Source organism: Micromonospora sp. NPDC007208 (assembly GCF_042869175.1).
Classification (GTDB): domain Bacteria; phylum Actinomycetota; class Actinomycetes; order Mycobacteriales; family Micromonosporaceae; genus Micromonospora; species Micromonospora foliorum.
In genome coordinates, this window is sequence record NZ_JBIAFG010000013.1 from 39,349 (window position 1) to 55,691 (window position 16,343).

Here is a 16,343-nt window from a genome sequence, read left to right on the forward strand (position 1 = left end):
CGGCATGACGACAGGGACGTTGATCACGGTGGCCCCGACCGGCGCTGAGTCGGCCAAGGCGGAGGTGCCGGCACTGCCGGTGACCCTCGACGAGTTGCTGCTCACCGCCAAGGAGTGCGAGGCGCTCGGCGCCGCCGTGATCCACGTCCACATCCGCGACGACGAGGCCCGGCCGACGCTCGACCCGGTGCGTCTGGCCGACACGGTGGCGGCGCTGCGGGACAGCACCGACCTGATCGTGCAGCTCTCCTCCGGCGGCGCGGTGACCGACCCGGAGGCCGCCCGACTCGCCGTGCTCGACGCCCGTCCGGACATGGCCTCCTGCACCATGGGCACTGTCAACTTCGGCGACGACGTCTTCCTCAACCGCTGGGAGTTCATCGTCGACCTGCACACCCGGATGCAGGAACGCGGGATCGTGCCGGAGTACGAGATCTTCGACCTCGGCCACCTGTCCGCGTTGCAGCGGTTGCTCGGCAAGTACGGGCTGCCGGCCGGCGGGCACGTGCACGTCGACTTCGTGATGGGCGTGCCGGGCGGCATGCCGGGCACCACCGAGACCCTGGTCGCTGCCCACCGGATGCTGCGGGACCTGCCCGAGGGCACCACCTTCTCGGCAACAGGCGTCGGCCGGAGCACCATCGCGGTGCTGCTGGCCTCGCTGTCGGCCGGCGGGCACCTGCGGGTCGGCATGGAGGACACCGTGACGTACGCGAAGGGCCGCCCGGTGGAGTCCAACATGCAGTTGGTCGCCCGCGCGGTGGGTTTCGCCCAGCTCGCCCAGCGCCCGCCGCTGACCACCACCGAGGCCCGCGAACTGCTCGGGCTGTAAGGCCGGGTCTGTCCCGCGCTCCTGTCACCCGGGCGGTGGACCTCCTGGTCACCCCGCCGCCGGGCACCCCCGGACCGTCGGTACCGTCCAGCGCGTGACGAAGACGTACGAGGGCGGCGCGCCGCTCGCCGAGGTGGTCCGGTCCGGGTTCGTGGAGGGTGCGCACCGGGGCTCGGTGGTGGTGCTGGACGCCACCGGTTTCGCGGTGGCGTCCGCCGGGGACGTGACCTCGCCGATCTTCCCCCGCTCGGCCAGCAAGCCGATGCAGGCGATCGGGATGCTCCGGGCCGGCCTGGCCCTGACCGACCCGGCCGACGTGGCGCTGGTCTCGGCGAGTCACGCGGGCGAGGAATTCCACCTGGCCCGGGTCGGTGCGCTGCTGGAGCGTGCCGGGCTGGACGAGTCGGCGCTGCACTGCCCGCCCGACCTGCCGGTGGGTGCCGCGGCCCGGGAGGCGGTGCTCCGCGCCGGTGGTGGCCCGAGCCGGTTGCAGATGAACTGCTCCGGCAAGCACAGCGGGATGCTGCTGACCTGCGAGGCCGCCGGTTGGTCGCGGGAGGGCTACTGGCGGCCGGAGCACCCGCTGCAGCAGCGGTTGCGAGCCGCCATCGAGGAGTTCACCGGCGAGCAGGCGGCGGCGGTGGGGGTCGACGGCTGCGGTGCCCCGGTGCTCGCGGTGTCGCTGACCGGCCTGGCCGGGGCGTACCTGCGGCTGGTCGACGCCGAGCCCGGCTCGGTGCCGCGCACGGTGGCCGACGCGATGCGGGCGTACCCGGAGATCGTCGGCGGCACCCAGGCCGACGACACCCGGCTGATGCGTGGTGTGCCGGGGCTGCTGGCCAAGGTCGGCGCCGAGGGTGTGATCGCCGTGGCGCTGCCGGGCGTCGGCGCCGTCGCACTGAAGATCGACGACGGCGCCGACCGGGCCCGGATGCCGGTACTGGTCTCCGCGCTGCGCCGGCTCGGCGTGGACGCCCCGGTGCTGACCGAGTACGCCGAGGTGCCGCTCTTCGGCGGCGGGGTCCCGGTCGGGGCGGTCCGCCCGCTCTGGTGACACCGCCGGCCCGCCGGCCCGCGGCTCGACGCGGCCTGGCGGCTCGACGCGGCCCGGCTGCTTGGCTTGGCGCGGCCCGGCTGCTCGACGCGGCCAACTCCGGATCGAGCGCTATACCTCGCGGGTATGAATATGACTCTGAGGTATAGCGCTCGTCGCGGCAGGTCCGCCGGCGGCGGTGGTGGCTAGCCCAGGAAGTCGAGCAGCGCGGCGTTGACCGGCTCCGGTCGCTCCAGCGGCAGCAGGTGCGCGGCGTCCGGCACGTCGGGCAGTCGTACCGCGTTGGGAACCTCGGCGGCGATCCGGTCCGCGAGCCGACTGATGTCCGGCACGTCCGCGGCACCGGCGGTGACCAGGACGGGGATCTTCAGCTCGCCGAGACGGCCGATCGCCGGTGGCGTCAGCTCTCCCACCTCGACGGCGCCGAGCGCCAGCTCGGCGGCGAGGGCGCGCTGGTCCATCTTGTGCGCGAACGCGAGCAGCTCCGGGTCGACGTCCTCCGGCTGGCGGCCCGGGCCGACCACCCAGAACCGCACCTCACCGGCCGCGCCGGCGACGAAGTCGTCCGGGTCGACCTCGCCGACCAGGTCGTCCCAGAGGTCGTTCGCCTCGTCGGACCACTCGTTGCCAGAGACCGCCGTGTCGAACAGCGCGAGCGCGCTCACCCGGTCGGGGTGGGCCAGCGCGGTGTCGATGGCGACCGCCCCGCCGAAGGAGCAGCCGACCAGGGCGGCCCGGGGCAGGTCGAGCGCGTCCAGCAGTCCGGCCACGTCGTCGTGGTGCGTGAACGGGGCCGGGGGGAGTTCCGAGTCGCCGTAGCCGCGCAGGTCCGGGACGATCACCCGGTGCCGGGCGGCGAGCACGTCCACCTGTCCCCGCCACATCCGCCGGTCGGCGATTCCGGCGTGCAGCAGGACGACGGGCGAACCGGTGCCGGCCTCGTCGTACGCGATGCTTGCTCCATTGACTGTGATCTTGTGCACGGAGGGACCGTACGGATCGACCCGGGCGGCGCGCAAACGGGATGCTGAGACCTTGCTAACTATGGCTAGCGTTTTGCTTGCAAGAGCTAGCGCGGGCAGTTAGCGTCGCTGCCATGGCCACACCCAAGGACCTTCCCGACGTCGGCGGGTTCATCCGCGATCTGCGGCGCAACGCCAAGATCTCGCTACGGCAGCTCGCCGAGCAGGCGGGGGTCAGCAATCCGTACCTCAGCCAGATCGAGCGCGGCCTGCGCAAACCCAGCGCCGAGGTGCTCCAGCAACTGGCGAGCGCGCTGCGGGTCTCCACGCCGGCGATGTACCTGCGCGCCGGTCTGCTCGACGACAAGGAAGGCCACGGGGTCCTCGCCGCCATCGCCGTGGACACCGACCTGACGATGGCGCAGAAGCAGTCGCTCAGTCAGATCTACGAGACGTTCCGCCGGGAGAACACCCGGCTGGCCGAGGCCCAGGCCCAGGCCGAAGCCGAGGCGGCTCAGGCCGACCAGCCCGCTGGTCAGCCCGCCGGTCCGGCCGCCGGCCCGGCCGTCAGCCAGCCGGCCAGCCAGGCCGCCGACCTGGCCAATGTGGCCGCCACCGGCCCCACCACCGTGGGCGGCACTCCGACCGAGGCCGTGCTCGAGTCGGTCGCCGTCACCGAGGCGGGCACCGCCCCCGCCCCGGGCAGCACCAACATCCCCCAGAAGAAGAAGGCCGCCCAGGCGGCCGAAGAGGAGACGTCATGAGCGAGCCGAAGACCAACCGCATCCCCGCCCCGATCTACGCCGCAGCCGGCGCCGGTGAGCTGGCCATCGAGCAGCTGCGCAAGCTGCCGGCCGTGGTCGGCGTCCTCAGCACCCGGGTCGTCGCCGACCTGGGTGGTCGGGCCGTGCTGACCGGCTTCGAGCTGAAGCAGAAGGCCACCGAGACGCTGCGCACCGCCAACGAGACCGCCGACCTGGCGAAGCTGCGCGAGGTGGCCGACATCGACAAGCTGCGCGCCGCCGCGACCCGCAACGCCGCCCTGGTGGTCGCGAGCGCCCATGTCGCCCAGGAGCGCGCGTTCGCCGCGTACGGCGCGCTCGTCGCCCGGGGCGAGCGGGTCGTCGGTGCCGGCGTGCTGGAGGCCGCCGAGACGGTCAACGCCGACATCGAGGCCACCGAGGCCGTGACGCCGGCCACCACCGCGGCTGCCACCACCACCCCGGCCGCCCCGGCCGCCGTCGACGTGCCGACCCCGGCCGATGTGGCCGAGATCGCCGAGGCCAAGCCGGCGGCGGTCAAGAAGGTCGCCCGCGCGCCGAAGGCTGCCAAGCAGCCCGAGACGCCGTCGGCGAAGCTTCCCCGGGCCACCAAGCGGACCCGCCCGGCCGCCGAGTAGCTCGTCCTGTCCACGACCCCGGCGGCGTCCTTGTCGGACGTAGCCGGGGTCGTGGACATAAACTTGCCGGCATGGCCAACGCCGCGCCGATCTTCGCGTTCGAAGTCCGCTACGTGATCGAGCTGATTCTGCTCGTCTTCGCGCTGATCATCCAGGGTGTCGCGCTGGTGCACGCCGTCACGCAGCGCTCCGACGCCTTCCCCGCCATCGGGACGCTGCCCAAGGGCGGCTGGATCGCCATCCTGGCGGTCTGCCTCGTGCTCACCCTGCTCGGCTTCGGTCCGATCAGCCTCTTCGGGCTGATCGGCATCGCCGCCGCGCTCATCTACCTGCTCGACGTCCGGGTCGGCCTGCGCGACCTGAGCGACGGCAAAGGGTTCTGGTGAGAGGTTTTCGCTGGCCGCCCCCGCCCGACAGCGGGCCCCGCACCTGGGGGCCCGGGCCGGGCGGGCCGCGTACCGGCCGGCCGGCGCTGCCGGAACCGGAGACCGAGCTGGTCACCACCCCACACGGCGTACGGCTGGAGCGGCTGGTCACCGGCACAGGTGATCCGGTCACCGTGTTCGCGCACGGGCTGGGCCACGGCATCGCCACCACCCGCCCGTTCGGCAGTGGGGTGAACGGCCGCAAGGTGTTCTTCCAGTTCCGCGGGCACGGCCGTTCCGAAGCCCCGGACGGGCCGTGGGACTACCTGGACCTGGCCCGGGATCTGCGGGCGATCGCCGATCTCGGGGGCGCCAGCCGGGCGTTCGGCGCGAGCCTCGGCGCGGGTGCCCTCTGCCGACTCCTCGCGGAGAGCCCGGAGCGTTTCGACAGGCTGGTCTTCTTCCTGCCGGCGGTCCTCGACGAGCCACGCGGGCCGATCGCCCGGGAACGCGTCACCGACCTGCTGGAGGCGGTGGAGAGCGGGGACGCCTCGGCGGTCGCCGACATCGTCACGCTGGAATTGCCACCGGCGGTGCGCAACACCCCGGCCGGCTGGGCGTACCTGCGGCAACGGCTCGACCAACTGCTCCGCGACGGTCTGGCCGACGGTCTGGCCACGCTCACCGAGCAGACACCGCTGCGCCAGATCGGTGACCTGACGGCGGTCACCGCCCCGGCTCTGGTGATCGGTTGCGCGGGCGACGACCTGCACCCGGTCGAGGTCGCCGAGCGGCTCGCCGTCGCGCTGCCCCAGGCCACCCTGCACGTGTACGACCGGCCGGGCGTGCTCTGGTCGGAACGCGCCGACCTGCGGGACCGCATCTCGGGCTTCCTGAACGAGTAACCTGCCCTGTCATGGGCGTCACACAGCATGGCCGGACGCACCGGCTGGACCTTGCCGACCCGACCCTGCGCGAATGGACGTGCACGGTCCTGCACGCCGACGCGGAGCAGGGCATCGTGCTGGACCGTTCGGCGTTCTACCCGGGCGGCGGTGGTCAGCCACCCGACCACGGCGTGCTGCTCTGGCAGGGCGTGCAGACCCGGATCGTCGGCACCCGCAAGGGCGACGACCCGTACCTGATCCCCGCCGAGGGTGACCCGCTGCCGCCGGTCGGTACCGAGGTCGTCGGCGCGGTGGAGGACGAGCGCCGCACCCGACTGATGCGTACCCACTCCGGGCTGCACGTGCTCTGCGGCGTGGTGTTCCGCGACTTCGGCGCGCTGGTGACCGGCGGCAACATGGAGCCCGGGGAGGCCCGGATGGACTTCAACCTCCCCGAGGTGCCGCCGGACTTCAAGAGCCGCATCGAGGAACTGGTCAACGCCGAGGTGGCCGCCGACCGCTCGGTCGCCACGCGGGTGCTGCCGCGCACCGAGGCGTTGGCCCTGCCGGACATCATCCGCACCCAGTCCAACCTCATCCCGCCGGACGAGCAGGAGGTCCGGATCGTCGACATCGTGGGGTTGGACGTGCAGGCCGACGGCGGCACCCACGTCGCCTCCACCGCCCAGATCGGCAAGGTGCAGGTGGTCAAGGTGGAGAGCAAGGGCCGGGCCAACCGCCGGGTTCGCGTCCGGCTGGTGGACTAGGTCGAGTAACCAAATCGGACGTCGGTTGTCAGGTATTCCTGACAACGTCGCAGGCATGACACAACCGCTCACTGGAAAGATCGCGCTCGTCGCCGGTGCCACCCGTGGTGCCGGTCGGCAGATCGCCGTTCAGCTCGGCGCGGCCGGTGCCACGGTCTACGCCACCGGTCGCAGTACCCGGGCCGGCCGCTCCGAGATGGGCCGACCGGAGACCATCGAGGAGACCGCCGAGCTGGTCACCGCGGCCGGCGGCACCGGCATCGCCGTCCAGGTCGACCATCTGGTGCCCGAGCAGGTCCGCGACCTGGTCGCCCGGATCGACGCCGAGCAGGGCCAACTCGACGTGCTGGTGAACGACATCTGGGGCGGCGATCCGCTGGTCACCTGGGACAAGCCGGTCTGGGAGCAGCCGCTCGACGCCGGCTTCCGTACCCTGCGACTGGCCGTCGACACGCACATCATCACCAGCCACTTCGCCCTGCCGCTGCTAATCCGCAAGCCCGGCGGGCTGGTGGTGGAGATGGGCGACGGCACCAAGGCGTACAACGACGAGAACTACCGGCTGTCGGTCTTCTACGACCTGGCCAAGGTCTCGGTCAACCGGCTCGCCTTCAGTCAGGCGCACGAGCTGAAGCCGCACGGCTGCACGGCCGTGGCGCTCACCCCCGGCTGGATCCGCTCCGAGGCGATGCTGGAGCACTTCGGCGTGACCGAGGAGAACTGGCGCGACGGCGCCGCCACCGACCCGAACTTCCTCATCTCGGAGACCCCGGCCTTCGTCGGCCGGGCGGTGGCCGCGCTCGCCGCCGACGAGGAGAAGGACCGCTGGAGCGGCAGGTCCGTCGACGCCGGCACGCTGTCCAAGGTGTACGGGTTCACCGACCTGGACGGCAGCCAACCCGAGGGCTTCCGCTACATCACCGAGGTGGTCGACGCGGGCAAACCGGCGGACGTGACCGGCTACCGGTAGAGCCCAGAACCGGCTAGAGGTAGAGCGCAGCGAGCCGGTCGGCGCTCTCCGCGAACAACTGCCGCAGCTCGGGTGGACCGAGGACCTCCACCTCGGGGCCGAGCCCCAGCAGTTGGTGGTACGCCACCTGGACCGACTCGACGGGCAGCCGGGCCACCACCCAGCCCTGCCCGTCGGGCGGGCTGGCGGCGGCGAGCATCTCGTCGTACACGAAGGGGGCATCGACCAGGCGCCGGAGCTGGCGCAGGCCGGCGGGGCTCAGCCGGACGGCGACCTCGGCCCCCAGCATGGTCCGCAGGAACGACCCGGCCTGCTCGCGCCAGTGCCCGGCCAGGTCGAAGCCCTCGTCGCGGTCGAAGTGCTCGTCACCGACCTCGACCCCGGTGACGCGGTCCACCCGGTAGGTACGCACATCGCCGCCGACCCGGCCGACCAGATACCAGACGCCGCTCTTGAGCACCAGGCCGTACGGCTGCACCCGGCGGGTCACCTCCCGGTCGCCGCGCCGGTAGCGCAGCTCCACCACCCGGTCTGCCCAGACCGCCCGGGCCAGCTCGGGCAACCAGAGCGGTGGCGCGGTCTCCCGGAACCAGCCCGGCACGTCCAGGTGGAACCGCTGCCCGGCACGGGCCGGCGCGTCACGCAGGGCGGGTGGCAGCGCGGCGAGCACCTTCAGCTCGGCGGACGCGACCGCGTCGGCGAGCCCCATCTCGCCGGCCGGCCCGGGCAGCCCGGCGAGGAAGAGCGCCTCCGCCTCGTCCCGGGTCAGCCCGGTCAGTCGGGTGCGGTACCCGCCGAGCAGGCGGTAACCGCCGGCCCGCCCCCGGTCGGCGTAGACCGGCACGCCCGCCGCGGAGAGCGCCAGGACGTCCCGGTAGACGGTCCGCTCGGAGACCTCCAGCTCCCGTGCCAGCTCGCTCGCGGTCATCGACCCGCGCGCCTGCAACAACAACAGCAACGAGATCAGTCGGGACGCACGCACCCGCCCATCCTGCCCGGTGCCGCTCACCGCCCGCCGGGCGTGAGCAACCCCCGGTCGTACGCGGTGGCCACCGCGGCAGCCCGGTCGTTGACCCCGAGCTTGGCGTACACGTGCAGCAGGTGCGTCTTGACGGTCGCCTCGCTGATGAACAGGCGGGCCGCCGCCTCCCGGTTGGAGGCGCCACGGGCCACCAGCGTGAGCACCTCCAGCTCCCGTTGACTGAGTGGCTCCTCGGCGGGAGCGCGCAGCCGACCCATCAGCCGGCCGGCGACGCTCGGCGCGAGCACCGACTCACCCCGGGCCGCCGCCCGGACCGCGCGAACCAGATCTTCCCGGGGAGTGTCCTTGAGCAGGTAACCGGTCGCACCGGCCTCGATCGCCGGCAGCACGTCCGCGTCCGTGTCGTAGGTGGTGAGCACCAGCACTCGGGCGGCGCTGCCGGCGCGGGCCAGCCTGCCGATGGCGGTCACCCCGTCCATCCCGGGCATCCGCAGGTCCATCAGCACCACGTCCGGTCGCAGCGTCGCGACCAGGACCAACGCCTCCGAGCCGTCCGCCGCCTCGCCCACCACCTCGAAATCGGGGTCACCGGTGAACATGCCCCGCAGGCCGTCCCGCACGACCGGGTGGTCGTCGACGATCAGCAGTCGTACCGGGGAGGTCAACCGGCACCTCCGGGTAGCGCGGGGACGGACGCCGAGATGGCGGTGCCGCTGCCGGGCTCGGACTCGACGGCCATCTCGCCACCGACCCGGGCCACCCGCTGCCGCATGGCGGTCAGCCCGTACCCGCCGCCCGGCTCACGGGGCACCGGCTGGTCGGTGAGGTCGAAGCCCGTCCCGTCGTCACGAACGTCGAGGGTGACGACGTCCGCCATGTACGACAGGGTCAGCCCGACCCGCGACGCGGCGGCGTGCCGGGCCACGTTGGACAGCGCCTCCTGGGCGGCCCGGAGCAGGGTCACCTCGACCTCCGGGTGCAGCGGGCGGGGTGTGCCGGTGGTGGCCACGTCGGCCCGTACGCCGTTCAGCGCCGACCAGCGCCCGCCCAGCTCGACGAGGGCGTCCGGTAGCCGGGCCGTCTCCAACGGTTCCGGACGGACCGCCTGGACCGAGCGGCGGGCCTCGGTGAGACTCTCCCGGGCCAGTGCGAGTGCGTTGTCGACGTGCCGGCGCCAGTCGGCGGACCGGTCGCGGGTCTGCTCGGCCGCCTCCAGTTGGGTGATGATGCCGGTCAACCCCTGCGCCAGGGTGTCGTGGATCTCCCGCGCCATTCGTTGCCGTTCGTCCAGCACGCCGGCCTCCCGGGCCTGGGTGAGCAGTTGGGCGTGCAGCCCGGCGTTCTCACTGACCGTCTCGGTGAGTTGGCGGTTGGTCTCGCCGAGTTCCGCCACCAACCGCTTGCGTTTGGCGTCCTCCTGTTCGGCGACCATCGCGAACCAGCTCACCGACCCGGCCACCAGCAGATTGAACAGCACCAGCACCAGCCAGAGCGGCCAGTGCGACACCACCACCGACAGGCCACCGCCCTGAGACGTGGCGACGAGGGCGGCCGTGGTGACCACGCCGGCGACCCTCCACCGCCCGGGCAGCACCGGAAAGGCGTGGATGTAGCCGATCCAGGCGAAGAAGCCGTACCACGGGCTGGCGGCCACGAGTGCGGCGGCGAACGTGAGCAGCCCGGCGTAGTAGACCGCCATCAGCCTGCGGCGGTTCTGCCAGCCGGGATGCAGGGTGACGAACCAGGCGACCCAGCATCCGGCCGCCACAGCGACCGCGAGGGTGGGCAGCGCCGCCAGATGATGGGGTGCCGGTGCGACGAGGGCCAGCAGGGTGCCCAGGACCAGCCCGCCGAAGGGGAAGACGCGGTAGAGGGCCGCCTCGCGTTCCCGCCAACTGGTCAGACGGTCGTGCCCACCGTTGCAGGTCATCGCATCTCCGCTCACTCCCAGCGGAACAGTTTCGCCGCGCCGACGCCGGCCACCACGGCGATCACCGCCATTATCCCCAGGTGCAGCGGCCGCGGCGGGGTGCCAGTCCAGGCGTCGAGGAGCGCCTGCACCCCGGGCGGCGTGTAGTCGCCGATCCGCGCCACGAAGTCCGGAAGCAGGAAGCGGGGGAGGTAGACCCCGCCGAAGAACATGGTGACCAGGAACAGCGGCACGGCCAGGGCCTGTGCCGCCTTCGTCGTCCGGGCCACGGCGGCGACCAGCAGGCCGAGCGACAGCAGCGCGGCCGTGCCGAGGATGAACGCCAGCGCGAAGCCGAGCGGGTGCCGAGGGAACGGCACCCCGAACGCGAGGCGGGAGACCAGGATGAGCAGCAGCGCGCTGGCCAGGATCCCGGCCAGGGCCAACACCAGTTGGGCGGCGAGCAGAGCCGCCGGGTGCGCCGGGGTGGTCGCCAGCCGGCGCAGCACGCCGCGTTCCCGGTAGGTGGCCAGCACGGCGGGCAGGGTGTTCACCCCGACCATGGCGAGGGTGACCACCAGCAGCGACGGGGCGAAGTAGCTGACAAAGGTCTGCCCGTCGAAGGTCGGGTCCGGCTTGCGCAGCGAGGGGACCAGCCCCAGCACCACCAGGATCAGGGTGGGCAGCCCGACGGTGAGGAGCAGCGTCGGCAGGTCCCGCAGATACAGCCGCGCCTCGATTCTCAGGATGTTGCGGAAGGCGTGCACGCTCGCTCCCTCTCAGTTGGCGGGCCGATGCCCGGTCAGCTCGACGAAGGCGTCGTCGAGGGTGGACTGCTCCAGCCGCAGGTCCGCGGCGACGATCTGGTGGCGGGCGAGCACCGAGGTGACGGCCTGCAGCAACTCCCCGGTGCCGGTCACCACCACCTGGCTGCCGGTCCGCTGTACGGCGGACACCTCGGGCAGGTCGGCGAGGAGCCGGTCGTCGACCGGAGCCGAGGGCCGGAACCGGATCCGCTGCTGCGGAGACACCGTCGACACCAGGCCCGCCGGGCTGTCCAGGGCGACCACCCGGCCCCGGTCGATCACCGCGACCCGGTCGCAGAGCCGCTCGGCCTCCTCCATGAAGTGGGTGACCAGCACGATCGTCACCCCGCTGTCGCGGACCTGTTCGATGAGGCCCCAGGTGTCCCGGCGGGCCTGCGGGTCCAGCCCGGTGGTCAGCTCGTCGAGGATCGCGATCTCCGGGTTGCCGACCAGGGCCAGCGCGATGGAGAGCCGCTGCTTCTGACCGCCGGAGAGCTTCTTGTACGCGGTGTTCCGCTTGTCGCCGAGGCCCAGCCTGTCGATCAGCTCGGCGGGGTCGGCCGGGTTCCGGTAGAACGAGGCGTACAACTCCAGTGCCTCCGCCACCCGCAGCCGGTCCGGCAGTTGGCTCTCCTGTAGTTGCACGCCGACCCGCTGGCGCAGCTGGGCCGCGTCCCGGCGGGGGTCGAGCCCGAGGACCGACACCCCGCCCCCGTCAGGGACACGCAGCCCGGCGACGCACTCCACGGTGGTGGTCTTGCCGGCGCCGTTCGGACCGAGGACGCCAAAGATCTCGCCGGCCTCCACGGCGAGCGACACGTCGTCCACCGCCACCAGGTCGCCGTACCGCTTCTTCAGGTGGGTCACCTCGATGACCGGCATCGTGCCGCCTTCCGCCGTCGACTTCGTACCCCTCAAGGGTCGTCGGGGTGACCCGGCGGCGAATCGACCGGTCGGCGACGGGTCCCGGCGTCCCCGGTGGATCGCCGCCGTCCGCCAACCGGTTGATGTGTACGCGACGAGTCGCTGCTAGCGCTCCGCCCGGCGGATTCGATCACCGGTCGTTAGGCTGCTCGTTCGTGGATGCCAGCAGAATCGCCAGCCCGGTGACCGGGGCCGTCGGACGTTTCCTCGCCGGGGCGGGGCTGCTCCTTCGCGGGTTGGGCCTCTACGTCCGCAGCCCCGGTTTGGTGCTGCTCGGCATCGTGCCGGCGCTGATCTCCGGCGTGCTCTTCCTGGCCGCGCTCGCCACGCTCGTGTACTTCGTGGACGACCTCGCGGCGCTGGTCACCCCGTTCGCCGACGACTGGTCGAGCACCGGCCGCAGCCTGGTCCGGGTGATCGCCGGGCTGGCCTTCCTGGGGCTCGGCGGCCTGCTCGGCGTGCTCACCTTCACCGCGGTCACCCTGGTCATCGGCGACCCGTTCTACGAGAAGATCTCCGAGCAGGTCGAGCAGCGGTACGGCGGCACACCGGGGGCGGTGGACGTGCCCTTCTGGTCGTCGCTGCGCCGCAGCCTCGCCGACTCGGTACGCCTGGTGGCGCTCACGGCGCTGGTCGGCATCCCGCTCTTCCTCGCCGGCTTCATCCCGGTGGTCGGCCAGACGGTCGTCCCGGTCATCGGGGCGGCCGTGGGCGGCTGGTTCCTCGCCGTGGAGCTGGTCGGCGCACCGTTCTACCGGCGCGGGATGCGGCTGCCGCAGCGCCGGACGATCCTGAAGGCCGACCGGCCCACCGCGCTCGGCTTCGGAGTGGCCGTCTTCCTCTGCTTCCTGATCCCGCTCGGCGCCGTCCTGATCATGCCGGCCGCGGTTGCCGGCGCCACCCTGCTGGCCCGCCGCTCGATGGGCCAGTCGATCGAGGAGAGCTGACATGGAGATCACCCTGGTCGAGGGGGACATCACCACCCAGCGGGTGGACGCCATCGTGAACGCCGCGAACTCGTCCCTGCTCGGTGGTGGCGGGGTCGACGGCGCCATCCACCGGCGCGGTGGGCCGGCCATCCTGGCCGAGTGCCGGGCGCTGCGAGCGTCCCGCTACGGCAAAGGCCTGCCCACCGGCCAGGCGGTGGCGACCACGGCCGGGGAGCTACCGGCCCGCTGGGTGATCCACACCGTCGGGCCGGTCTGGTCGGCCAGTGAGGACCGGTCGGGGCTGCTGCGCGACTGCTACGCCAACAGCCTCGCGGTGGCCGACGAGCTGGGCGCTGGCACGGTGGCCTTCCCGCTGATCTCCGCCGGCATCTACGGCTGGCCGGTCGACGATGCGGTCGGTCAGGCGCTGGCGGTGTTGCGCGCGGCCACCCCGGCCACCGTCACCGAGGCCCGCCTGGTGCTCTTCGGCGCCGACACCCACGCCGTCGCCCGTCGGGTGTTCGAGAAGTAACCCTCCCCGTGATCACTTGATGCTGAGTAGTTCAACCCCCGCGCTGCCTCGTCGATCATGGAGTTGTGGTGGGTGACAAAGTGCCCGCATGGCCCCAAACCAGGCACCACAACTCCATGATCGACGAGTTCGGGCTCGCCCTTTCCGCGATCTTGCACTTTCTGTCGCGGCATAGGGGGCATTCCGCGCATTCCGGCGACAGAAACTGCAAGATCGACGCGCGGGTGGGGAGATCGCTACTGCGGGCCAGCGGGGCAGAGACTGGACGGGCGCTAATCGCGCGGCTTGACGCGGTTATGGCTGCTCGGAGAGGTCCGCGACGAAGGCGCGCCAGGCTGCCGGCCCGAAGGTCAGGGTTGTGCCGTCACGGTCCTTGGTGTCCCAGACCAGTACGACGCCGGGCAGGTTGTCGGCGACCTCGACACAGTTGCCACCGTTCGTCCCGGACTTCGTCGACTTGCGCCAGCGGGCGGCTGCTGATCAGGTCAGGTCGGCCAGACAGCTCCACTCGGCTGCCACGGGCCGGTAGCCCAGCCGGGTGTTGATCGCGAGCATCGGCCCGTTCGCCTCGTCGTTCGAGGTGTACGCGACGCGCACGCCGTTCGCGGCAGCCCGGTGCAGCGCGGCGGTCTTGGTGAGCCGGGCGAGGCCCCGCCCCCGGTACGCCGGGAGACTGCCGGTGAAGTCCGACCACATCCGGTCCCCGTCCCGCTTCACCAGGCTGAAGGCGGCGATCTCACCATCGACTTCGGCGGCCATGCTGGCCATCTTGTCCAGACCGAGGTTGTCCCAGACGTCGTACTGCCAGCTCTCGTAGCTGATCGAGTCGACCGGCACGTCGCCCGGCTCGTCCAGCGAGGCGGCCACATCGGCCGCGTAGAGCCGGTGCGGGTCGAGGTCGGAGATCGGGAGCAGCCGTACGCCCGGCGGCGGGTCGGGCAGCGCGGGTGCCGGATTCAGATCGAGTGCCGAGAAGCGCAGCTCGCGACTGGGCTCGTAGCCGTGCCGACGGGCGAACGGCAGCGCGTCCGGCTGGGCGAAGGCGCGGAGCCGGCGCACCCCCAGCGGGGCGAGGTGACCTGTCGCGGTCGCCAGCAGCGCGGTGCCGATGCCGCGCCGCCGGTGCTCCGGGTGGACGTGCAGGAGATTGATGTCACCGAAGTTCGCCGTCGAGGTCGAGGCGTTGCGTTGGGCCGTCACCCAACCGACGATCTGGGCATCGACCTCGGCCACGAAGGCGACCCAGTCCCTGCCCGGTACCGGCTTGGCGATCATCTTCCGGGTCGACTCGACGCCGCGCACCTGGTACGGGTAGACGATCGCCCGCAGGGCCACCACGCCCGCAGCGTCGTCCGGCTGCGCCACCCGAATACGCATGTCAGGCCCCCATCCGTACGGCCGCGACTGCCTCGACCTCGACGAGTTGGTCGGTGTAGCCGAGCACTGCCACGCCGAGCAGGGTGCTGGGCGGATCATGGTCGCCGAAGAAGTCCCGTACCACATCCCAGACGGTCACCAGGTCCTTCTGCTGCGACGACGCCACGTAGACCGTGGTCTTGACGACGTCGGTCAGCCGCGCGCCGGCCGCGTCGAGTGCGGTCGCCAGGTTCGTCATCACCTGCCGGGCCTGCGCGGCGTGATCGCCCGGCGCGACAGTGCGTCCCTCGGCGTCCAGCGGGCACGCCCCGGCGGTGAACACCAACCGGGCAGGTGACTCGACGGTGGCCGCGTACGCGTACTCGGCTGCGTCGGAGAGTGCGGGGACGTGCAGCAGCGCGACGGGATCCGGCATGTCGGCGAGGCTAACCATGATCCTCCGTCCGGGCGACGCATTAACCACGCGCCCCCGCAGGCCGCGACCGGGCACCAGGCAGCAACTTCAGGGAAATCGTGGCCTCCGAGCGCCGTGAGACCACTATTTCCCCGAAGTTGTGCGGATCTTGCGGGACGAGCCCGGCGTGGGGCAAGCCCGGCGCGGGACGGGCCCGGCGCCGGCTGCGGGTCAGGCGGAGGCGCGGCGGATCAGTTCGGTGGGGAGCATGACCGCCTGCTCGATGGCCTCCCCGGCGGCCAGCCGGAGCAGTTGTCGGGTCATGCGGCGGCCGAGTTCCACGATCGGCTGCCGGACGGTGGTCAGCGGCGGCTCGGTGTAGGCGGCGGTCTCGATGTCGTCGAAGCCGACCACCGCCACGTCGTCGGGCACCCGCCGACCAGCCTCGCGCAGCGTCCGCAGGGCGGCGTGCGCCATCAGGTCGCTGGCGGCGAAGACGCCGTCCAGGTCGGGATGTTCGGTGAGCAGGCGGCGCATCGCGGCCGACCCGGATTCCCGGGTGAAGTCACCGATGGCGATCAGCTCGGGCAGCCCCGCGTCGGCGACAGTGCTGCGGTAGCCGCTGAGCCGTTCGATTCCGGCGACCATGTCCTGTGGCCCGGCGATGGTGGCTATCCGCCGACGACCGCTGTCGATCATGTGTCGGACGGCCGCGGTCACCCCGCCCACGTGGTCGACGTCGACGTACGGGACGGGCACGTCGCCGAGTGGCCGGCCGCTGACCACCACCGGGATGCCGAGTCGGGCCAGTGTGCCGGGCAGCGGGTCGGCACCGTGCAGCGACGCGAAGAGCACGCCGTCGACGTGCCGGCCGGTGGTGTACCGCTCGACCCGAGCGTGCCCGGCCGGCGAGCCGGCGAGCATCAGCACCAGTTGCTTGTCGGCCGCCTCCAACTCCTGGCTGACGCCCCGGATGATGCCGGGGAAGACCTGGTCGTCGGAGAAGACCCGGGTGGCCGCCTCCGGCATGACCAGGGCGATCGAGTCGGTGCGTTGGGTGACCAGGCTGCGGGCGGCCAGGTTGGGGACGTACCCCAACTCGGCGACCGCCCGGGTGACCGCCTCGCGGATCGGTTCGGCGACGGTGGTGGAGCCGTTGACCACCCGGGACACGGTGGCGCGGGACACCCCGGCCCGCGCTGCCACCGCTTCGAGCGTCGGCCGCTGCGCCGTCGTCATCGCGCCTTCCCCCCG

Annotated in this window: 19 protein-coding genes and 1 pseudogene; 10 read left to right on the plus strand and 10 right to left on the minus strand. The window is 72.3% G+C overall.

All coding sequences use genetic code 11. The annotated features are described in order from the left end of the window. The first annotated feature begins 4 nt into the window (after positions 1-4). Complete coding sequence (locus ACFYL6_RS23405) at positions 5-832, plus strand: 3-keto-5-aminohexanoate cleavage protein (RefSeq protein ID WP_238660119.1); 828 nt, start codon at positions 5-7, stop codon at positions 830-832. Between the two features lie 94 nt (positions 833-926). Next, the gene (locus tag ACFYL6_RS23410; protein WP_387174186.1) at positions 927-1,886 is read left to right on the plus strand and encodes an asparaginase; all 960 of its coding nucleotides are present in this window, start codon (positions 927-929) and stop codon (positions 1,884-1,886) included. Positions 1,887-2,071: 185 nt separating this feature from the next. Here the strand turns inward: ACFYL6_RS23410 and ACFYL6_RS23415 are convergent, their stop codons facing one another. Further along, positions 2,072-2,869 carry an alpha/beta fold hydrolase gene (locus tag ACFYL6_RS23415; protein WP_387174188.1) on the minus strand — a complete coding sequence of 266 codons (798 nt, stop codon included), beginning with the start codon at positions 2,867-2,869 and terminating at the stop codon, positions 2,072-2,074. Positions 2,870-2,982: 113 nt separating this feature from the next. On the opposite strand from ACFYL6_RS23415, the gene ACFYL6_RS23420 reads away from it, so the two are divergent. The 6 genes from ACFYL6_RS23420 to ACFYL6_RS23445 all read left to right on the plus strand — a co-directional run bounded on the left by ACFYL6_RS23420 (position 2,983) and on the right by ACFYL6_RS23445 (position 7,236). After that, entirely contained in the window at positions 2,983-3,612 is a 630-nt protein-coding gene (locus tag ACFYL6_RS23420; RefSeq protein ID WP_387174190.1) for a helix-turn-helix domain-containing protein, read from the plus strand. Then, positions 3,609-4,247 (plus strand): hypothetical protein, encoded by a 639-nt coding sequence (locus ACFYL6_RS23425; protein WP_387174192.1) that lies wholly within the window; start codon positions 3,609-3,611, stop codon positions 4,245-4,247. The genes ACFYL6_RS23420 and ACFYL6_RS23425 overlap by 4 nt, the downstream gene beginning before the upstream one ends. 71 nt (positions 4,248-4,318) lie before the next feature. Beyond that, on the plus strand, positions 4,319-4,633 hold the full coding sequence (locus ACFYL6_RS23430) for a DUF2516 family protein (protein WP_030327754.1): 315 nt from the start codon (positions 4,319-4,321) through the stop codon (positions 4,631-4,633). Continuing rightward, positions 4,630-5,517, plus strand: a complete 888-nt coding sequence (locus ACFYL6_RS23435) for an alpha/beta fold hydrolase (RefSeq protein WP_387174194.1) — start codon at positions 4,630-4,632, stop codon at positions 5,515-5,517. Before ACFYL6_RS23430 ends, ACFYL6_RS23435 begins: the two co-directional genes overlap by 4 nt. Before the next feature lie 11 nt (positions 5,518-5,528). Further along, positions 5,529-6,266 (plus strand): alanyl-tRNA editing protein, encoded by a 738-nt coding sequence (locus ACFYL6_RS23440; RefSeq protein WP_204942278.1) that lies wholly within the window; start codon positions 5,529-5,531, stop codon positions 6,264-6,266. Positions 6,267-6,321: 55 nt separating this feature from the next. Then, complete coding sequence (locus ACFYL6_RS23445) at positions 6,322-7,236, plus strand: SDR family oxidoreductase (RefSeq protein ID WP_387174197.1); 915 nt, start codon at positions 6,322-6,324, stop codon at positions 7,234-7,236. 13 nt (positions 7,237-7,249) lie between these two features. Here ACFYL6_RS23445 and ACFYL6_RS23450 read toward each other — a convergent pair whose 3' ends face one another. From ACFYL6_RS23450 to ACFYL6_RS23470, 5 genes are read right to left on the minus strand one after another with little or no spacing between them, the layout of a single operon-like run. Next, the gene (locus ACFYL6_RS23450; protein ID WP_387174199.1) at positions 7,250-8,218 is read right to left on the minus strand and encodes a helix-turn-helix transcriptional regulator; all 969 of its coding nucleotides are present in this window, start codon (positions 8,216-8,218) and stop codon (positions 7,250-7,252) included. Positions 8,219-8,241: 23 nt separating this feature from the next. Continuing rightward, positions 8,242-8,883, minus strand: coding sequence for a response regulator (locus tag ACFYL6_RS23455; RefSeq protein WP_387174201.1), 642 nt, complete (start codon positions 8,881-8,883; stop codon positions 8,242-8,244). After that, positions 8,880-10,148 carry a sensor histidine kinase gene (locus ACFYL6_RS23460; protein WP_387174203.1) on the minus strand — a complete coding sequence of 423 codons (1,269 nt, stop codon included), beginning with the start codon at positions 10,146-10,148 and terminating at the stop codon, positions 8,880-8,882. Before ACFYL6_RS23460 ends, ACFYL6_RS23455 begins: the two co-directional genes overlap by 4 nt. 11 nt (positions 10,149-10,159) lie before the next feature. Continuing rightward, a complete protein-coding gene (locus ACFYL6_RS23465) occupies positions 10,160-10,894 on the minus strand; it encodes an ABC transporter permease (protein WP_387174205.1) in 735 nt (244 codons plus the stop codon). Positions 10,895-10,906: 12 nt separating this feature from the next. After that, on the minus strand, positions 10,907-11,815 hold the full coding sequence (locus tag ACFYL6_RS23470) for an ATP-binding cassette domain-containing protein (RefSeq protein ID WP_387174206.1): 909 nt from the start codon (positions 11,813-11,815) through the stop codon (positions 10,907-10,909). Positions 11,816-12,012: 197 nt separating this feature from the next. Between ACFYL6_RS23470 and ACFYL6_RS23475 the strand changes: the two genes are divergently transcribed. Together ACFYL6_RS23475 and ACFYL6_RS23480 are read left to right on the plus strand one after the other, a co-directional pair. Then, positions 12,013-12,804, plus strand: a complete 792-nt coding sequence (locus tag ACFYL6_RS23475) for an EI24 domain-containing protein (protein ID WP_387174207.1) — start codon at positions 12,013-12,015, stop codon at positions 12,802-12,804. Position 12,805: 1 nt separating this feature from the next. Beyond that, positions 12,806-13,318 (plus strand): O-acetyl-ADP-ribose deacetylase, encoded by a 513-nt coding sequence (locus tag ACFYL6_RS23480; RefSeq protein WP_387174208.1) that lies wholly within the window; start codon positions 12,806-12,808, stop codon positions 13,316-13,318. Between the two features lie 294 nt (positions 13,319-13,612). On the opposite strand, the pseudogene ACFYL6_RS23485 reads toward ACFYL6_RS23480, so the two are convergent. The 4 genes and pseudogenes from ACFYL6_RS23485 to ACFYL6_RS23500 form a co-directional block, all read right to left on the minus strand. After that, a pseudogene (locus ACFYL6_RS23485) lies at positions 13,613-13,789 on the minus strand (DUF397 domain-containing protein); the annotation flags it as partial. A gap of 9 nt (positions 13,790-13,798) precedes the next feature. Next, positions 13,799-14,695, minus strand: coding sequence for a GNAT family N-acetyltransferase (locus tag ACFYL6_RS23490; protein ID WP_387174210.1), 897 nt, complete (start codon positions 14,693-14,695; stop codon positions 13,799-13,801). Position 14,696: 1 nt separating this feature from the next. Next, positions 14,697-15,110, minus strand: a complete 414-nt coding sequence (locus ACFYL6_RS23495; RefSeq protein WP_387174212.1) for a RidA family protein — start codon at positions 15,108-15,110, stop codon at positions 14,697-14,699. Positions 15,111-15,320: 210 nt separating this feature from the next. Further along, positions 15,321-16,328 (minus strand): LacI family DNA-binding transcriptional regulator, encoded by a 1,008-nt coding sequence (locus tag ACFYL6_RS23500; protein ID WP_387174214.1) that lies wholly within the window; start codon positions 16,326-16,328, stop codon positions 15,321-15,323. Positions 16,329-16,343: the final 15 nt, after the last annotated feature.

Coding starts and splice junctions, on each gene's coding strand:
- ACFYL6_RS23430 (WP_030327754.1), top strand. CDS start 4,319: ATGGCCAACGCCGCGCCGATCTTCGCGTTCGAAGTCCGCTACGTGATC.
- ACFYL6_RS23495 (WP_387174212.1), bottom strand. CDS start 15,110: ATGCCGGATCCCGTCGCGCTGCTGCACGTCCCCGCACTCTCCGACGCA.
- ACFYL6_RS23500 (WP_387174214.1), bottom strand. CDS start 16,328: ATGACGACGGCGCAGCGGCCGACGCTCGAAGCGGTGGCAGCGCGGGCC.
- ACFYL6_RS23490 (WP_387174210.1), bottom strand. CDS start 14,695: ATGCGTATTCGGGTGGCGCAGCCGGACGACGCTGCGGGCGTGGTGGCC.
- ACFYL6_RS23470 (WP_387174206.1), bottom strand. CDS start 11,815: ATGCCGGTCATCGAGGTGACCCACCTGAAGAAGCGGTACGGCGACCTG.
- ACFYL6_RS23425 (WP_387174192.1), top strand. CDS start 3,609: ATGAGCGAGCCGAAGACCAACCGCATCCCCGCCCCGATCTACGCCGCA.
- ACFYL6_RS23460 (WP_387174203.1), bottom strand. CDS start 10,148: ATGACCTGCAACGGTGGGCACGACCGTCTGACCAGTTGGCGGGAACGC.
- ACFYL6_RS23405 (WP_238660119.1), top strand. CDS start 5: ATGACGACAGGGACGTTGATCACGGTGGCCCCGACCGGCGCTGAGTCG.
- ACFYL6_RS23480 (WP_387174208.1), top strand. CDS start 12,806: ATGGAGATCACCCTGGTCGAGGGGGACATCACCACCCAGCGGGTGGAC.
- ACFYL6_RS23440 (WP_204942278.1), top strand. CDS start 5,529: ATGGGCGTCACACAGCATGGCCGGACGCACCGGCTGGACCTTGCCGAC.
- ACFYL6_RS23445 (WP_387174197.1), top strand. CDS start 6,322: ATGACACAACCGCTCACTGGAAAGATCGCGCTCGTCGCCGGTGCCACC.
- ACFYL6_RS23420 (WP_387174190.1), top strand. CDS start 2,983: ATGGCCACACCCAAGGACCTTCCCGACGTCGGCGGGTTCATCCGCGAT.